At 38.3% G+C, this 19,092-nt stretch carries 5 protein-coding genes; 4 read left to right on the top strand and 1 reads right to left on the bottom strand.

Features of this window, described 5'->3' with window-relative positions; all coding sequences use genetic code 11:
* Positions 1-4: 4 nt before the first annotated feature.
* The 4 genes from KO527_RS16530 (at position 5) to KO527_RS16515 (ending at position 17,895) form a co-directional block, all read left to right on the top strand.
* The gene (locus KO527_RS16530) at positions 5-7,990 is read left to right on the top strand and encodes a type I polyketide synthase (RefSeq protein ID WP_216041396.1); all 7,986 of its coding nucleotides are present in this window, start codon (positions 5-7) and stop codon (positions 7,988-7,990) included.
* On the top strand, positions 7,983-10,382 hold the full coding sequence (locus KO527_RS16525; RefSeq protein ID WP_216041395.1) for a PfaB family protein: 2,400 nt from the start codon (positions 7,983-7,985) through the stop codon (positions 10,380-10,382). The genes KO527_RS16530 and KO527_RS16525 overlap by 8 nt, the downstream gene beginning before the upstream one ends.
* A 10-nt stretch (positions 10,383-10,392) precedes the next feature.
* Positions 10,393-16,203 carry a beta-ketoacyl synthase N-terminal-like domain-containing protein gene (locus tag KO527_RS16520; protein ID WP_216041394.1) on the top strand — a complete coding sequence of 1,937 codons (5,811 nt, stop codon included), beginning with the start codon at positions 10,393-10,395 and terminating at the stop codon, positions 16,201-16,203.
* Positions 16,204-16,305: 102 nt separating this feature from the next.
* Complete coding sequence (locus KO527_RS16515; RefSeq protein ID WP_216041393.1) at positions 16,306-17,895, top strand: PfaD family polyunsaturated fatty acid/polyketide biosynthesis protein; 1,590 nt, start codon at positions 16,306-16,308, stop codon at positions 17,893-17,895.
* A 61-nt stretch (positions 17,896-17,956) separates the two neighbouring features.
* Here the strand turns inward: KO527_RS16515 and KO527_RS16510 are convergent, their stop codons facing one another.
* The gene (locus KO527_RS16510; RefSeq protein ID WP_216041532.1) at positions 17,957-18,916 is read right to left on the bottom strand and encodes an integron integrase; all 960 of its coding nucleotides are present in this window, start codon (positions 18,914-18,916) and stop codon (positions 17,957-17,959) included.
* Positions 18,917-19,092 lie beyond the last annotated feature (176 nt).

Genomic DNA, 19,092 nt, shown 5'->3' with positions numbered 1-19,092 from the left:
TAGAATGTCGAATAAAAGCCAGGCAAAACCTGCTTTAGCAAAAACAGTTAAAGACGTTGATGCACTAGTTGATGAACAACAATTTAATTCCCGTTTACAAGAATGTCCAATTGCCATCGTAGGCATGGCATCAGTATTTGCTGATGCAACAAACTTAGATCAATACTGGGATAATATCTTTGAATCTGTTGATTCAATAAAAGATGTACCTGCTGATCGTTGGGCGATTGACGATTATTACTCTGAAGATAAATTTGCTGCAGATAAAACATACTGTAAGCGTGGTGGATTTTTACCTGAAATAGATTTTGACCCTATGGAGTTTGGTCTGCCGCCAAATATTTTAGAATTAACTGATATCGCTCAATTATTATCATTAGTTGTTGCACGTGATGTACTCAATGATGCTGGCATAGGTGAAGGTTCTGGTTATGATCGCGATAAAGTGGGCATCACTTTAGGTGTAGGCGGTGGCCAAAAGCAAATTTCTCCACTGACATCACGTTTACAAGGGCCAGTACTTGAAAAAGTATTAAAAGCTTCAGGCGTAGATGCTGATGATCGCGCTATGATCATTGAAAAGTTTAAAAAAGCTTATATCGGTTGGGAAGAAAATTCATTCCCAGGCATGTTAGGCAATGTAATTTCAGGTCGTATTGCGAATCGCTTTGATTTTGGAGGCACTAACTGTGTTGTTGATGCTGCATGTGCTGGCTCTTTAGCGGCTGTTAAATTAGCAATTTCAGATTTATTAGAACATAGATCAGAAGTGATGATCTCAGGTGGTGTATGTTGTGATAACTCACCATTTATGTATATGTCATTCTCTAAAACACCTGCGTTTACAACCAATGATGATATTCGCCCATTTGACGATGATTCAAAAGGCATGATGATAGGTGAAGGTATCGGCATGATGGCGTTTAAACGTCTTGAAGATGCTGAGCGTGATGGCGATAAAGTTTATGCTGTACTTAAAGGTATTGGTACTTCTTCAGATGGTCGCTTTAAGTCTATTTATGCGCCACGTCCAGATGGTCAAGCTAAAGCATTAAAACGCGCTTATGACGATGCAGGATGGGATCCAAAAACATGTGGTTTAATTGAAGCCCATGGTACAGGCACTAAAGCAGGCGATGCCGCTGAATTTGCTGGGTTAACTAAACATTTTGGTGCAGATAATGATAAAACACAACATATTGCGTTAGGTTCAGTCAAATCACAAGTAGGTCATACTAAAGCTGCTGCGGGTTCGGCGGGCATGATCAAAGCGATTCTTGCATTACATCATAAAGTATTGCCAGGCACACTTCATATTGATCAACCAAATACCAACTTAGATATCGAAAACAGCCCTTTATATTTAAACAGCCAAACGAGACCTTGGATGCCAAGAGAAGATGGTTTACCTCGTAGAGCGGGTGTAAGTTCATTTGGTTTTGGTGGTACTAATTACCATATGGTACTAGAAGAATACCAGCCTAAAGCACAAGGCGAATACCGTATTACAGCAGTACCACAGTCTATTTTAGTAACTGCTGAAAATGAAGCTGGCATTGTTGCAAAATTAAATGATCATCTAACACAATTATCAGTAGATGCAGATGCGCAAGTTTTTGCATTTAATGCTTTAGTAACACAAAGTATTGCGACTAAGCCAGCTGCAGAATTAGCACGTTGTGGTTTTGTTGCTAAAAATGCAAGCCAAGCCATTGATATGATCAACGCTGCGCTTAAGCAATTTAAAGCAAAAACGGGTAACGTTGAATGGTCAGTACCAACAGGCATTTACTATCGTCAATCAGGTATAGATGCCAAAGGTAAAGTGGTTGCTTTATTCTCAGGTCAAGGTTCACAATATGTGAATATGGGCAATGAATTAGCATGTAACTTCCCAAGTGTGATGCAAAGTGCTGCAGATATGGATGCACAATTTGCATCGGCTGGTTTATCTCATTTATCAAATGTTACTTTCCCAATTCCTGTATTTAATGATGCAGACCGTAAAGCACAAGATGAAGCATTACGTTTAACACAACATGCACAACCGGCAATTGGTTGTTTTAGTGTTGGTTTATACAATACATTTAAACAAGCCGGTTTTGCGGCTGACTTTACAGCAGGGCATAGTTTTGGTGAATTAACCGCTTTATGGGCAGCTGGTGTACTAAATGATAATGACTACATGATGTTAGCGCGTAGTCGTGGTCAAGCGATGGCTGCACCTGAAGATGAAAACTTTGATGCAGGTACTATGATTGCGGTTGTTGGTGACCCAGTTAAAGTTGCTGATGATATTAAAGACATAAAAGATATCTCAATTGCTAATTACAATTCAAATAATCAAGTTGTTGTCGCGGGTGTTACTAGTCAAATTGAAATTGCAATGGGCGAGCTAAAAGCGAAAGGTTATAAAGTGGTACCTTTACCTGTTTCTGCTGCATTTCATACGCCGCTTGTTGGTCATGCACAAAAACCATTTGCTAAAGCAATTGATAGCGCTAAATTTACAAAACCGAGTATTCCTGTATTTGCTAATGGCACAGGTAAAGCACACCCAAATAAAGCCGCTGAGATTAAAAAGAGCTTAAAAAATCATATTTTAGAATCAGTTCATTTTAATGAAGAAATAGATAATTTATATGATGCGGGTGGTCGTATCTTTATCGAGTTCGGTCCTAAGAATGTGTTAACAAAACTAGTTGAAAACATTTTGACTGAAAAGTCTGATGTTACGGCAATTGCAATTAATGCGAATCCTAAAAAGTCTGCAGATTTACAAATGCGTCAAGCTGCAATGCAAATGTTGGTATTAGGCCTAGATTTAAATGAGATTGACCCATACTCAGCAATTAAACGCCCAACGCAAGCAGTTAAAATGTCACCTTTAGCGATGAAGCTAACGGGTGCATCTTACGTAAGCCCTAAAACTAAAAAAGCATTTGATGATGCATTAACTGATGGTTGGACAATCAAGCAAGCTAAAGCGCAGCCAGTAGCAGTACCAGAGCCTAAAGTTGTCGAAAAAATAGTAGAAAAGATTGTTGAAGTAGAAAAAGTCGTTGAGAAAATCGTTTACGTACAAGCAGATGGCAGCCACACAAGTTCACCAAACGCTGTAAATTCAGCATCTAATGCTGATGAATTAGCTTCTAGCATTGAGCGCAGTGTAGGCCAGTTTGTTGAGCATCAACAACAACTATTAAATGTGCACGAACAATATATGCAAGGGCCACAAGACTACGCTAAGACTTTCCAAAATGTGATTGAAGCACAAACAGGTAACGAGTTACCTGAAAGCTTAGACCGTACTTTAGGTATGTACCATGAGTTCCAATCAGAAACATTACGTGTTCATGAGCAATACCTAAATAATCAAACTGACAATATGTCAGCAATGCTTAATGATGTACAAGAAGCACCATCTGTTTCAGTACAAACAGTAACACAGGCTCCTGTTGTAACAACTCAGCCAGTCACTGCTAAATCAGTACCGGTTAAACCAGTAGCTGAAATTAAAACAGCTGTTACTCCAGCACCTGTTAAAACCGTTGCAAAAAGTATTACACCAGTACAAACAGCTGCCACTGCGGTTGCTATCACGCCTGAAGTTGTAACAGCTGCTCCTGTCGTTCAGCCTCAAGTAGAAACTGTTGCTGCATTTGATTTAAATAAAGTAAACACAGTTATGCTTGAAGTAGTAGCCGATAAAACGGGTTACCCAGCTGAAATGTTAGAACTTGAAATGGATATGGAAGCCGATTTAGGTATCGACTCGATTAAACGTGTTGAGATCTTAGGTTCAGTTCAAGAAATGATCCCTGATTTACCAGATTTAAATCCAGAAGACTTAGCTGAATTACGTACATTGGGTGAAATTGTTGACTATATGAAGTCAAAGGCACAAGCGGCAGCACCAAGTACTGTATCAAGTGCACCTGCATTACATTTAGTTGAAACAGACTCAGTACCTAGCATTGACTTAAACCATATACAATCTGTGATGATGGAAGTGGTAGCAGATAAAACAGGTTACCCTGTAGAAATGCTAGAACTTGAAATGGATATGGAAGCTGATTTAGGCATAGATTCTATTAAGCGTGTTGAAATCTTAGGTTCAGTACAAGAAACAATAACTGACTTACCAGATTTAAACCCAGAAGATTTAGCCGAGCTACGTACTTTAGGTGAAATCGTTTCTTACATGCAGTCTAAAGTGTCAGCTGCACCAGCTCCTATTTCAGCGCCTGTAGCACAAGCTGCACCTAGTATTGATTTAGGTCACATCCAATCAGTAATGATGAGCGTCGTAGCAGAAAAAACAGGTTACCCTGTTGAAATGCTAGAGCTTGAAATGGATATGGAAGCTGACTTAGGCATAGATTCTATTAAACGTGTTGAAATCTTAGGCTCTGTTCAAGAGACAATTACAGATTTACCAGATTTAAACCCTGAAGATTTAGCAGAGCTACGTACTTTAGGTGAAATCGTTTCTTACATGCAGTCTAAAGTATCAGTTGCTCCAGGAGCTGTTGTTTCAGCTGAAGTCACACAAGCTTCACCTAGTATTGACTTAGATCACATACAATCTGTAATGATGACAGTAGTAGCAGATAAAACAGGTTACCCTGTTGAAATGCTAGAACTTGAAATGGATATGGAAGCTGACTTAGGCATAGATTCTATTAAACGTGTTGAAATCTTAGGCTCTGTTCAAGAGACAATTACAGATTTACCAGATTTAAACCCTGAAGATTTAGCAGAGCTACGTACTTTAGGTGAAATCGTTTCTTACATGCAGTCTAAAGTAGCAGCACCAGTTGTAACAGCAGAAGTTGTTTCAGCGGCAGCATCTCAAGCAACACCTAGCATTGATTTGAACCACATTCAGTCTGTGATGATGACAGTGGTAGCAGAGAAAACAGGTTACCCTGTTGAAATGTTAGAACTTGAAATGGATATGGAAGCGGACTTAGGCATTGACTCTATTAAGCGCGTTGAGATTTTAGGTGCAGTTCAAGAGACTATCACTGACTTACCAGATTTAAACCCAGAAGATTTAGCAGAGCTGCGTACTTTAGGTGAAATCGTAACGCATATGCAATCTAAAGTGGCTGTGCCAGTTGCTTCATCTGCAAATGCTGATGTACAAGCTTCACCAAGTATTGATTTGAACCACATTCAATCTGTGATGATGACAGTAGTAGCAGAGAAAACAGGTTACCCTGTTGAAATGCTAGAACTTGAAATGGATATGGAAGCTGATTTAGGTATAGATTCAATTAAACGTGTTGAAATTCTAGGTGCGGTTCAAGAAACAATCACAGATTTACCAGATTTAAACCCAGAAGACTTAGCAGAGCTACGTACTTTAGGTGAAATCGTAACACATATGCAGAGTAAAGCGGGTGGTACAACAGATACTTCAGAGGTAGCTGCTGTAAAAAAGCCTGAAGCAGTCTCTCAAGTAGTAGAGAAAGTCGCAGGTGCACCCAGTGCCACAGTGGCAATTTCACGCTTAACAGCGGTAAATAAAATAAGCCAAAATACAAAAGGTGCAAATGCATTAGTTGTTAATGATGGCAGTGAAGCAGCAGTTGAATTAAGCGAGAACTTAATTAACACTGGCTGGAATGTGACTGTATTGAGTCCTAGCTGGGTTACGACACAATCAAGTAAAACATTATCAAATGCGATAAATGAAATTACAATTTCAAGTGTTGATGAAGCTCAGATCGGTGAGATTATCTCTAATAATGCGCAATTAGATTCAGTAATTTATTTACACCCTGAATCAACAATTGACAGTATTGTTTACCCACAAGCATCAAAACAAGGCTTAGAGTTAGCATTTATCTTAGCGAAATTATGTAATGTGAAAGCAGCAAAAGTTACGCGAGCATCATTTATGGTGGTAACACACCAAGGTGGACAAATTGGTTTTGAATCAAATGATGTGTCAGTAGATTTAGTCCAAGGTGGTTTAAACGGTTTAGTTAAAACGTTATCACATGAGTGGACTGAGGCTGGGGTATTTTGTCGCGCAATTGATGTGGCATCGAGCTTATCAGCAACAACAGTTTCAAACATTATCACTGATGAATTAGCTGATGTGGATACTGTACTGAGCGAAGTTGGTTACGATGAAACTGGCCGTTTAACTTTAATCGGTGAAGCAACAGATAGCTACGCATTGACAACAGGCAACAGCATAGATAAAGACTCTGTATTTTTAGTCAGCGGTGGCGCAAAAGGCGTAACTGCACATTGTGTGATTGAAATTGCAAAACAGTATCAAGCTAAATTTGTTTTATTAGGACGTTCATCTTTTGATGCAAATGAGCCTAGCTGGGCTAAAGGCATTAATGATGAAGTCGCACTTAAAAAAGCGGCTATGCAAGCATTAATCGCAGCAGGTGAGAAACCAACTCCGGTTAAAGTATCTCAGTTTATTCGCCCTGTGTTGGCAAATCGTGAAATTGCGCAAACATTAACATCAATTGAAGCTGCTGGTGGCCAAGCACAATACGTTTCTGCTGATGTGACTAATAGCGAAAGTGTACAAGCTGCTGTAAAACCTATCGTATCAGATTTTGGTGCTGTTACGGGTATTATTCATGGTGCAGGTGTACTTGCTGATAAATTTATTGAGCAAAAAACATTAGCTGAATTTGATGCTGTATACCGTACAAAAATTGATGGTTTAACATCATTATTATCAGTAACTGAACAATCAAATATTAAACATTTAGTATTGTTCTCTTCAGCTGCGGGTTTTTATGGAAATCCAGGACAGTCAGATTATTCAATTGCTAACGATATCTTAAATAAAACAGCTTACCGTTTTAAAGCCTTAAATCCACAAGCTCAAGTATTAAGCTTTAACTGGGGTCCTTGGGATGGCGGCATGGTAACGCCTGAACTTAAACGTATGTTTGATGCCAGAGGTGTATATATCATACCGCTAGATGCCGGAGCGCAATTATTAGTAAGTGAACTTGCTGCAACAGATAACCGTTGTGCACAAATTCTTGTTGGTAATGATTTGTCGAAAGATCAAGCTGAAGGTACTGATGTAAAAAAGCCACAAGTTAGTCGTTTAACTAAAGCATTAAAAACGACTAACGGTACTTTTACGAATGCATTTCTAGCTGATCACGTTATAGGTGGCAATCAAGTATTGCCAACTGTATGTGCTATTGCTTGGATGAGTGAAGCTGCTATATCACTTTATACTGGTTACCATTATCAAGGTCTTGAAAACTATAAATTGTTTAAAGGGCTAGTATTTGATGGTACGCAAGCTGATGAAGTTAACATTGATTTTAAAGTATTAGCCCAAAGTGCTGATACTTTAAAGCTTGATGCAAAAATATCGAGCACTGTTTCTAATGGCAGTTCAAATGTCAAAACAGTATTTCATTATGGCGCTGAGTTAACACTTGTTCGCAGCCGTAATGAGGCACCAGTATCAGCTTTAGAACTTCCTGTATTGAAATCTGATATTTCTGATGAAGCCAAAGCCCTTTATCAAAATGGCACTTTATTTCATGGCGAAAGCTTGCAAGGGATCACTGATGTGATCTCTTGTGATAACTCATCGTTATTATTAGGGTGTTTAGTACCAAGCATTGCGCAATCTAAACAGGGAGAGTTTTTGCTTCCTGTACAGGTGGGGAGTACAAGTCAAAATATATTTGCTAATGATTTAGTGTATCAGGCGATGTTAGTTTGGGTTCGTAAGCAGCTTGGAATGGGCAGTTTGCCTTCTAAAACATTAGCTTGGCAGGTTAACCGTGAAGTGATGTTAGGTGAAGCGTTTTACATCGATTTAAAAGTGGTAGAACAAACTGCATCTAAGTTAGTGGCAGATATTGCTTTAATTTCAGAGCAAAAGCAGGTTTTAGCGCAAGTTAAATCTGCTGAAGTGACGATCAGCGAAAACTTGAATAACCTTTTTACAAAAACTGGCGAGGATAAAAATGTTTAATACAAATTTATCTATCGTTGGCTTAGATGCCAATTTTGGTGGTTATTCAAATATAGATTTAGTTGAACGTGCTTTTTATCAAGGCAGTGCTGCTAAGCAAGTAAATTTATCAACAAGTTCAGTTAAATCTGAACTTGTAACATCATCTGTTTTACGTTTAGCAAATGCAAATAAGTTAAATATTGATGCGCTTAATATCATTGAGTTGTCAAAAAACACAGATTTATCAGCTGCTTTAGCAAAAACACAAGAACTTGTTAATGCAAATAAGCTTGTTGTTTTAGTTGGGGTTAATTTATTAACCTCACCTATTGAACAAGACAATATATCGGCAACGATGGCGTTTGATGAAAGCTTTACGCATTATAATCAAGTAGAAGGCATAGTGAGTCTTTTAATTGCACCAAGTGAGTTTGCAGTTAAAAATGCTTTGTATACTTATGCCAATATAAAAAGTTTTGTTACTGGTTCTGATATTGCTCACACAACAGCCCAAGCGCTTGAAAAAGCGAATATTAGCGCTGAGCAAGTACACTTATTGGAAGTATCTGCAAATGCCGATAAAGCGTTAGCAAGTATTGAAGAACAAGGTTTATTACGCGCTTATAAAGCAGATACAAAATTAAATACCGCAATAAGCTGTGCTAAAAGTGTGACAGGTGAGGGCGATGCGTTCTCACAATTAGCGGGTTTGTTAAAGTGTATTATTTCACTTCAGCAAAGATATATTCCTGCGATCAGTGATTGGCAAAATGTTCAGCCTGATGTGTTATCTCAATATCAAGACTCTGCTTTTTATGTACCAACAGAGTCTCGTCCTTGGTATCCAAATTCAGATGGCAGTGCACATATCGCAGCTTATAGTTGTCAAACAGCAAATAACTATTGTCATATTGTATTAGAAGAAAACTTGTTAATGGCTACGACATTAACAGCGGGTGAGCGTTTTCCTGCTGAAGATGTACGTAATAATGGTTTTATTGCAAATAACGATTTATCAGTATTTTTATTATCGGCTGATGATGAAAAGTCATTGTTAGATAAAGTAGCGAGTTTAAATAGCCAAACATCTGTGCAGATAAATGAACTTGCTAAGTCATGTTTTGCGCAGTTTGATGCGCAAAAGCAATTTTCTGTTGTATTACTTGCTGAATCTTTCGATGAGTTAAGCAAGGAAATCGCATTAGCTGAGCATGGCATAGCAAAAGCATTTTTAGATAACAGTGATTGGAAAACACCTAAGGGCAGCTATTTTACTGCTAACCCTGTTGGGGCAGGTGAGAATATCTCTTTTATGTATCCAGGCATAGGTGCAACTTATGTGGGTTTAGGTCGTGATTTATTTCATATATTCCCGCAAATATATCAAGGTGTAGCTGCACTTGCAGATGATATTGCGATAACACTAAAAGATACATTACTTAATCCTCGAAGCATTAATCGTTTAGGCTTTAAAGAGCTTAAACAAAGAGATTTAGCGCTTAGAGGCAGCTTAGCTGATATTGCTGAAGCGGGTGTGGGTTATGCATGTGTATTTACAAAAATATTTGAAGATGTATTTAATGTAAAAGCCGACTTTGCGACTGGCTATAGTATGGGTGAAGTAAGCATGTATGCTGCATTAGGCTGTTGGCAACAACCAGGCTTAATGAGCGCGCGTTTAGCTGCATCAGATACTTTCAATAATAAATTATGTGGTGATTTACTGACTTTACGTGACCAATGGAATATGCCAAAAACGTCTTCTGAAACAGCAGTGATTTGGGAAACTTATACCATTAAAGCCACTGTTGAAGAATTTGAGTTAGCAAGTGTTGATGAGCCGCAAGTTTTCTGCACCATAGTTAATACACCAGACAGCTTATTAGTTGCGGGTTATCCGCCAGCGTGTCAAAAAGTGATTAAAAAGCTAGGTGTACGTGCAATGGCGCTGAATATGGCTAATGCAATACATAGTGCACCAGCGAATTCTGAATATGATGCTATGACAGGCCTGTATACGATGGATGTGACTGAACGCATCAAAACCAAAATGTATTCAAGTTCATGTTATTTACCTATACCACAACGAAGTAAAGCAATTGCAACCAGCATAGCTAAATGCTTGTGTGATCGTGTTGATTTTCCACGTTTAGTCAATACCTTGCACAATAAAGGTGCACAAGTATTTATTGAAATGGGACCTGGGCGTTCATTATCTAGTTGGGTGGATAAAATTTTAGATACCGATGTTACTCAAAATCCAGATTCAAATCATTTATCAGTGCCAGTCAATGCAAAAGGCACAAGTGATGAACTAACGTATATGCGCGCTGTAGCTAAGTTGATAAGTCATGGTGTGACGATGGAGCTAAGTCATTTGTTCCACGGTTCTATCGTGGTCGAAAAATAAGAGAATAACAATGGAAAATATTGCAGTAGTAGGTATTGCTAATTTATTCCCAGGTTCACAAGCACCTGAAGAATTTTGGCAAAAGCTGCTAGAACAACAAGATTGTCGCTCTAAAGCAAATAGCGAACAAATGGGTGTAGACCCAGCAAAATATTATGGTAACAAAGGCGATACAGATAAGTTCTATTGTATTCATGGCGGTTACATACGTGACTTTAATTTTGATGCAGATGATGTATTACAAGAAAACAGCCCGCTTAGCCCGCAATATTTAGAACAATTAGACGACTTAAACCAATGGTCACTTTATGTAACCAAACAAGCATTAAAAGATGCGGGTTATTGGGGCAGTAATGTACTTGAAAACTGTGGTTTGATTTTAGGGAATTTATCTTTTCCAACGAAATCATCAAATCATTTATTTATGCCGTTATATCATCAAGTAGTTGATAACGCGTTAAAACAAACAGTACATAAAGATTTTTCACTGAGTCACTTTACCCAGCCAAAATCAGATGTGCATCCAGATAATGCATTAGTAGCGGGTTATCCTGCTGCTTTATTAGCGCAAGCTGCAGGCCTAGGTGGCTCACACTTCGCACTTGATGCAGCATGTGCTTCTTCATGTTATTCAGTAAAACTGGCGTGTGATTATTTACATACAGGCAAAGCAGACATGATGTTAGCGGGCGCAGTATCAGGCTCTGATCCTATGTTTGTAAATATGGGTTTTTCAATATTTCAGGCATATCCAGCTAATAACATCCATGCACCGTTTGATAAAAATTCACAAGGTTTATTTGCCGGTGAAGGCGCGGGTATGATGGTGTTAAAACGTCATAGTGATGCGGTACGTGATGGCGATAAAATTCACGCCATTATTAAAGGCGGCGGTTTATCAAATGATGGTAAAGGGGAGTTTGTTTTAAGCCCGAATACCAAAGGTCAAGTGTTAGTATATGAACGCGCATATCAAGATGCCGACGTTAATCCTAAAGATGTTGATTACATTGAATGTCACGCAACGGGCACACCAAAAGGTGACAAAGTTGAATTAGGCTCAATGGATACCTTCTTTAGCCGTTATGATAATAAACCGCTGTTAGGTTCTGTTAAATCTAATTTGGGCCATTTATTAACGGCTGCAGGTATGCCGGGCATGACCAAAGCAATTTGGGCGCTTAATAAAAAGCAAATTCCAGCCACAATTAATTTAAATGAACCACTTAGTTCTAAAAATGGTTATTTAACTGGCGAACAGATGCCAAGTGAATTAACGCCTTGGCCATCCACTATGGTCAATGGTGCACAAAAGCCAAGAACAGCGGGTGTCAGTGTATTTGGTTTTGGTGGTGCAAATGCCCACTTAGTTTTGCAAGAGCCCACTCAATTTTTAGAGCCTATTAACGAGGTCGCTAAAAAGAGTGAGCCATTATCCATTGTTGGTATGGATGCACATTTTGGTCATGCTCAAAATATAACTGAATTTAAAAAAGTCATTGAATCTAATAGCAATACATTTAGAGAGTTACCTACAAATCGTTGGAAAGGTATCGAAACTGATAGCCAAGTAATGCAAGCATTACAATTAGAAAAAGCGCCAATCGGTGGTTACGTTGAAGACTTTGATATTGACTTTTTACGCTTTAAAGTGCCGCCAAATGAGCAAGACTGTTTAATTCCACAGCAACTTATGATGATGAAAGTGGCTGATAATGCAGCTAAAGATGCAGGGCTTAAAGAAGGCTCAAATGTTGCAGTTTTAGTAGCTATGGGTGTTGAGCTTGAATTACACCAATATCGCGGTCGTGTAAATTTAACAACGCAAATTGAAACCAGTTTAAAACAGCAAGGTATTGCGCTTACATCAGAGCAACAGACTGAACTGACTAATATCGCCAAAGATGGTGTGGCATTTGCTGCACAGCTTAATCAATATACCAGCTTTATTGGTAATATTATGGCGTCACGCATCTCGGCTTTATGGGATTTTTCAGGTCCGGCATTTACATTATCTGCTGAAGAAAACTCCGTATACCGTTGTGTTGAACTCGCACAAAACTTGTTTCAAACTAGCGATATTGATGCTGTTATTATTGCAAGTGTTGATTTAGCAGGCTCTGCTGAAAATATCACATTACGCCAACATTACGGTCCTGTATCGAAAGATTGGCAAGATGATAAAAATCACTGGCTAGTGGGTGAAGGCGCAGGTGCCTTTGTAGTTAAGCCACAATCAAAAGTGAATGCACAAAATACCTATGCAACAATTGATGGAATTGGTTTTGCTGCAGGTGTTGATGAAAACTCAGTACTTAATGCGGCTCAAAAAGCCTTAACTGCAGCGAATGTATCTGCGCCTGATATTAGCCAAATAGAAGCGCATGCAAGTGGTTTTATTGCCGAAGATAATGCAGAGCAAGCTGCTTTTAATTCACTTTATACAGAACAAGTTGCAAATGATAAAGTGAGTAGTGTTAAATCGAATGTAGGTCATACGTTTAATGCATCTGGTGTTGCCAGTATTATTAAATCAGCACTTGTTTTAGATAAGCAAAGGTCATCGCATATTGCAATTAGTGGCTTAGGTAGAGATGCAACGAGTGCACACTTAGTGTTATCTGGCACAAATACACCTTATCAATCCAGTGCCGTTGCGCCTGTTAAAAAACGCCCTCAGTTGATTAAAAAAATTAACTTAGGCGGTCAAAAAATTGCTGACTCAATTACATCACATGATTCGGCAGTTATTGCACAAATAAAACAGAATCTTATTACTAAAACATTGGCACCGATTTCATGCCCTGTAGATATTAGTAATTTACCCCCTAAGCAGATAAATACTATTAAAGCAGTGGCAGAGGTAAAACCTGTTATTGCACAAGCTGCTAACGTTGGAGCAACTGTGAAAAGTACTCAATCAAATACGAAAAAAATAGCCAATACAGTAAACGTGAGTAGCAAAGCGAGTAAAGAGATTTACCAGCAATCAGCAACTCATGAAGCATTTTTGAAAACGCGCCAAGCAGCTCAACAGCATATTTCTCAATTAGTAGAAATACAGGCAAAGCTGGCATCGGGTGGTCAAGTAAATACGGTTGCTAAAAAGCCTGTGTTATCAGTTGTGCCAGAGCAAACACCATTAGCACCAGTAGTAGATAAAATTGAATCTGGTTTTCAAATAAAAGGCCCTGCAGGGTACAGTTATCCAACGTTACAGCTTCAAGAGCGCTTTAACCAACCTAAAAATATTATTTGGGATACTGCAGATTTAGTTGAATTTGCAGAAGGTGATATTGGTAAAGTATTTGGCAGTGAATACGACATTATCGATAACTATTCTCGTCGTGTACGTTTACCTACTACCGATTATTTATTAGTAAGTCGTGTTACTGAGCTAGATGCTAAAGTAAACGAATATAAAAAATCATACATGTGTACTGAATATGATATTCCGACAGATGCACCATTTTTAATTGATGGCCAAATCCCTTGGTCAGTATCAGTTGAATCAGGTCAATGTGATTTATTATTAATTTCATATATCGGTATTGATTTTGAAGCAAAAGGCGAACGCGTTTATCGTTTATTAGATTGTGAATTAACCTTCTTAGAAGAAATGGCCTTTGGTGGTGAAACATTACGCTACGAAATTCATATCGATTCGTATGCTAAAAATGGCGATCAGTTATTGTTTTTCTTCCACTACGATTGTTATGTTGGCGATAAAAAAGTACTTATTATGCGTAATGGTTGTGCAGGCTTCTTCACTGATGAAGAACTTGCAGACGGCAAAGGTGTTATTCATAACGATAAAGACAAAGCACAATTAGCCAATGCTAAAAAGTCGTACTTTGAGCCGCTAATGCACAATAACCAAGCGACATTTGATTACACTGAAATGATGAAATTGGTTAATGGTGACGTTGCTGGGTGTTTTGGTGATAATTATGACCAAGGTGGTCGTAACCCTTCATTGAAATTTTCGTCAGAAAAATTCTTAATGATTGAACGTATCACAAAAATTGATACCCATGGCGGTCATTGGGGCTTAGGGTTACTTGAAGGTCAAAAAGATTTAGATCCAGAACATTGGTATTTCCCGTGTCATTTTAAAGACGATCAAGTAATGGCAGGCTCTTTAATGAGTGAAGGTTGTGGTCAAATGGCCATGTTCTTTATGCTGAAATTAGGCATGCATATTAATGTAAATAATGCACGTTTTCAGCCTATGCCAGGTATGTCGCAAACAGTACGTTGTCGTGGTCAAGTTATACCACAACATAATACTCTGACTTATCGCATGGAAGTAACAGAAATGGGCATGAAACCATACCCATTTATGAAAGCGAACATTGATATAATTCTTGATGGCAAAGTGGTAGTAGATTTCAAAAACTTATGTGTGATGATCACAGAGCAAGATGAAAACTCTCCTTACCCAGTAACTTTACCGGATAATACACAGTTACTTGAAGTTAAACCGACAAGTGTTGAAGTTACTAAAGAAAGTCACATTGATGAAAGCCAGTTAGATGAAAGAGGTGTAAACCCTTTTAAAAATCCTGAACGTCCATTAATGCGTGTTGAGTCTGATTTAACTGCACCAAAAGAAAAAGGTGTAACACCTATTCAGCATTTTGAAGCGCCAGTTGTTGCAGGGCAAAACCGTGTACCAAATCAAGCACCATTTACCCCTTGGCACATGTTTGAATTTGCAACAGGTAATATTTCTAACTGTTTTGGTCCTGACTTTGATGTGTATAAAGGCCGAATTCCGCCTCGTACACCTTGTGGTGATTTACAGGTAGTAACACAAGTTGTTGAAGTAAAAGGTAAACGATTAGACCTTAAAAATCCTTCAAGCTGTATTGCTGAGTATTATGTGCCTGAAGACGCATGGTACTTTACTAAAAATAGTCACGAAAGCTGGATGCCATATTCATTAATTATGGAAATTGCATTACAACCAAACGGCTTTATTTCAGGTTATATGGGCACGACGCTTAAATACCCTGAAAAAGACCTGTTTTTCCGTAACCTAGATGGCAGCGGTGATTTAGTTAAACAAATTGATTTACGTGGCAAAACGATTGTTAATAAATCAGTATTATTAAGCACCACTATGGCCGGTGGCATGATAGTACAAAGCTTTACGTTTGAGCTTTTAGTCGAAGATGAAGTGTTTTATAAAGGTACTGCCGTATTTGGTTACTTTGGTGCAGATGCACTAACAAATCAGTTAGGTATCGATAATGGTAAAATCACCCATGCTTGGTTTGAAGATAATAAAACACCCGTATCACAAATTGAGAAACTAGATTTAACTAACAAAAACTTAGCTCTTTATCAAGCACCACAAGGTAAACCGCATTACAAATTAGCGGGTGGCCAAATGAACTTTATTGATACGGTTTCAATTGTTGAAGGTGGCGGTAAAGCGGGTGTTGCTTATGTACATGGTGAGCGTCAAATAGATGCAACCGATTGGTTTTTCCGTTATCACTTCCACCAAGACCCAGTAATGCCAGGCTCTTTAGGTGTAGAAGCAATAATAGAATTAATGCAAACATATGCACTTAAAAATGATTTAGGTAAAGACTTTGCAAACCCAAGATTTATTGCACCTACTACCTTAGTAAAATGGAAGTATAGAGGTCAAATTACACCTATCAACAAACAAATGTCTTTAGATGTGCATATTACTGACATTATTAAAACAGATGGTGAAATACGCTTAGTGGGCGATGCTAATTTATCTAAAGATGGCTTACGTATCTACGAAGTAAAAGATATTGTACTGTCAATCATTGAAGCATAACTGAGCGGTTTCATATTTCAGTTTAAGCCACAGTTTAAGATAGTTAGTGGTGTTGCAAGGGGTAACACCCTTGCAAAGCAAATAAAAGATTTAGGAATAAACATGTTAGATATAAATAACAATAATATTGATTGGGCATGGAAAGTTGATAACTCAACTATTCAAACCCAAAGCAGTGCCATAAAAGCAGCCTTAATGGATTTAACTAATCCAGTATATGTAGCAAAAAATGGCGCACAAGCAGGCTTAGCAAATAGCATATCAGCGTCAGGATCTGCAGCTGTGTTAGCTTTTGCACAAAAGCTTAACCCAGAAGATTTAGGCGATGATGCTTATAAAAAACAGCATGGCGTGAAATACGCGTACCATGGTGGCGCTATGGCAAATGGCATCGCATCAGTAGAATTAGTGGTTGCTTTAGGTAAAGCAGGTTTTTTATGTTCATTTGGTGCAGCAGGCTTAGTACCTGATGTAATAGAAGAGTCAATTAAGCGAATTCAAGCAGAGCTACCAAATGGACCATATGCTGTAAACTTAATTCATGCGCCGGCAGAAGAAGCGCTTGAACGTGGTGCTGTAGAGCGCTTTTTAAAATTAGGCGTAAAAACAGTAGAAGCATCAGCTTACTTAGGTTTAACTGAGCACATTGTTTGGTATCGTGTTGCAGGTTTATCAAAAAATGCAGATGGCTCAGTGAATATTGGCCACAAGGTAATAGCAAAAGTATCGCGTACAGAAGTTGGTCGTCGCTTTATGGAGCCTGCACCTAAAAAACTACTAGATAAGCTATTAGCGCAAGGAAAAATCACCCAAGAACAAGCTGAATTATCGCAATTGGTGCCAATGGCTGATGATATTACTGCTGAAGCCGATTCTGGTGGTCATACCGATAATCGTCCATTTTTAACTTTATTACCGACTATCATTGCATTACGCGATGAAGTGCAAGCTAAATATAACTTCTCACCCGCATTACGCGTAGGTGCTGGCGGTGGTATTGGTACGCCTGAAGCAGCTCTTGCTGCATTTAATATGGGTGCAGCCTATATTGTTTTAGGCTCGGTAAACCAAGCATGTGTAGAGGCGGGCGCTTCTGAATATACGCGTAAATTATTAGCAAATGTTGAAATGGCTGATGTGACTATGGCGCCAGCAGCTGATATGTTCGAAATGGGTGTAAAACTGCAAGTTGTAAAACGCGGCTCTATGTTTGCTATGCGCGCTAAAAAACTTTACGACTTATATGTAGCTTATGACTCAATTGAAGATATTCCAGTTGATGAGCGTTTAAAAATCGAAAAACAAATTTTTCGTTCTAATTTAGATGATGTTTGGGCAGGCACTGAGTCATTTTTCCAACAGCGTGACCCTGAAATGTTAGCTCGTGCACAAAGCAGCCCTAAACGTAAAATGGCATTGATTTTCCGTTGGTACTTAGGTTTATCATCTCGTTGGTCAAATATAGGAGAAAAAGGCCGCGAAATGGATTACCAAATTTGGGCAGGCCCAAGTTTAGGCGCATTTAATAGCTGGGTAAAAGGCACATATTTAGAAGACTTTACACGTCGTGGTGCAGTTGATGTGGCATTACATATGCTAAAAGGTGCCGCATATTTACAACGTGTGAACATGCTTAAATCACAAGGTGTAACACTCACTACCGATCTTGCAAGTTACCGTACAGATGATTAGTTAAAAAAGATTAAAGTTACAATTTAAAAAACCAGCTAAATTTAGCTGGTTTTTTAATATTTTATAAGTCATCTAGAGGACTGGAGGTCCCGGCAAAGTGCTGGCCTATGACATGGGTATATATCTGAGTGGTTGATATATCGTTATGGCCTAATAACTCTTGTATAGAACGGATATCGCGACCACTCTTTAATAAATGTGTCGCAAAAGAATGACGAAAGGTATGACAATTAACTTTTTTATGAATATTGGCTTTACGCACAGCGGGTTGTAATGCTTTTCGAATACAGCTGTCATGTAAATGGTGACGACACAATTCACCTGTTTCTGGGTGAGCACATAAATTAGATGAAGGTAATATAAACATCCAACCGGGATCTTTAAATGCGTTCGGATATTTTCGTGATAAAGCATATGGAAATGAAGGTCCGCAGCCTATTTTATTATCTTCTCGCTGGGTTTTTATTGCTTTATCAATTAGTAGTTGTAAAGGTTTTACAGATGTTTCAGCGAGTATAGTTTGTCTATCTTTATTTGCTTTACCGTCTCTGACGACTATTGAAAGGTTATTAAAGTCAATATCTTGAATTCTTAACCTTAAACATTCATTGACACGTAAGCCGCTGCCAAAAAGTAACGCTACAACAGTTTTTGCATAACCAGTCATGTGGGATAGAATCTCTGAAACTTCTTTATCATCGAGTACTACAGGCAAATGCCTTTGTTTTGTTGCTAAAGAAAATCCAAGATCACCTAGATTGATTTTTAAGCACTTAGCGTACAAAAATACAATTGAGTTTAAAGCTGACTTTTGTGTATTTTTAGCGACATTTTGAGAAGTTGCTAGCCATGATAAATAACCTTTGACTTCTTCTTTTCCCATATCTAATGGGTGGCGCTTATTATTAAATAAAATAAATTGTTTGATCCAATATAAATAACTTTTCTCGGTTCGAATACTATAACCACGCAGCCTGATTTCATCTCGAACCGATTCTAAAAAAGGACTTTTTGACTTTATGAAAACACCTTTAACTGTATTTATAAACAGTATCGTTTGTATTTTTGATAAATCAAGCACGCTTTACATTTTTATGTCGCACGCTTTGTCTTGCTGCAAAAAAATAAAAGCTGTATAGTCAATCACATACGAAAATATGTACCGATATAATAGGCGCATATAAATTACAAAGCGTG

Origin of the sequence: Pseudoalteromonas sp. C2R02 (assembly GCF_018860845.1) — a bacterium.
In the GTDB taxonomy this organism is placed as follows: Bacteria; Pseudomonadota; Gammaproteobacteria; order Enterobacterales; family Alteromonadaceae; genus Pseudoalteromonas.
Note: the sequence above shows the minus strand (reverse complement) of the source record. Positions and strands in the feature narration are given on the sequence as shown.

What these genes read in the sequence shown, in the direction of transcription:
- KO527_RS16530 (WP_216041396.1), top strand. Translation starts at nt 5, where the DNA reads ATGTCGAATAAAAGCCAGGCAAAACCTGCTTTAGCAAAAACAGTTAAA.
- KO527_RS16525 (WP_216041395.1), top strand. Translation starts at nt 7,983, where the DNA reads ATGTTTAATACAAATTTATCTATCGTTGGCTTAGATGCCAATTTTGGT.
- KO527_RS16520 (WP_216041394.1), top strand. Translation starts at nt 10,393, where the DNA reads ATGGAAAATATTGCAGTAGTAGGTATTGCTAATTTATTCCCAGGTTCA.
- KO527_RS16515 (WP_216041393.1), top strand. Translation starts at nt 16,306, where the DNA reads ATGTTAGATATAAATAACAATAATATTGATTGGGCATGGAAAGTTGAT.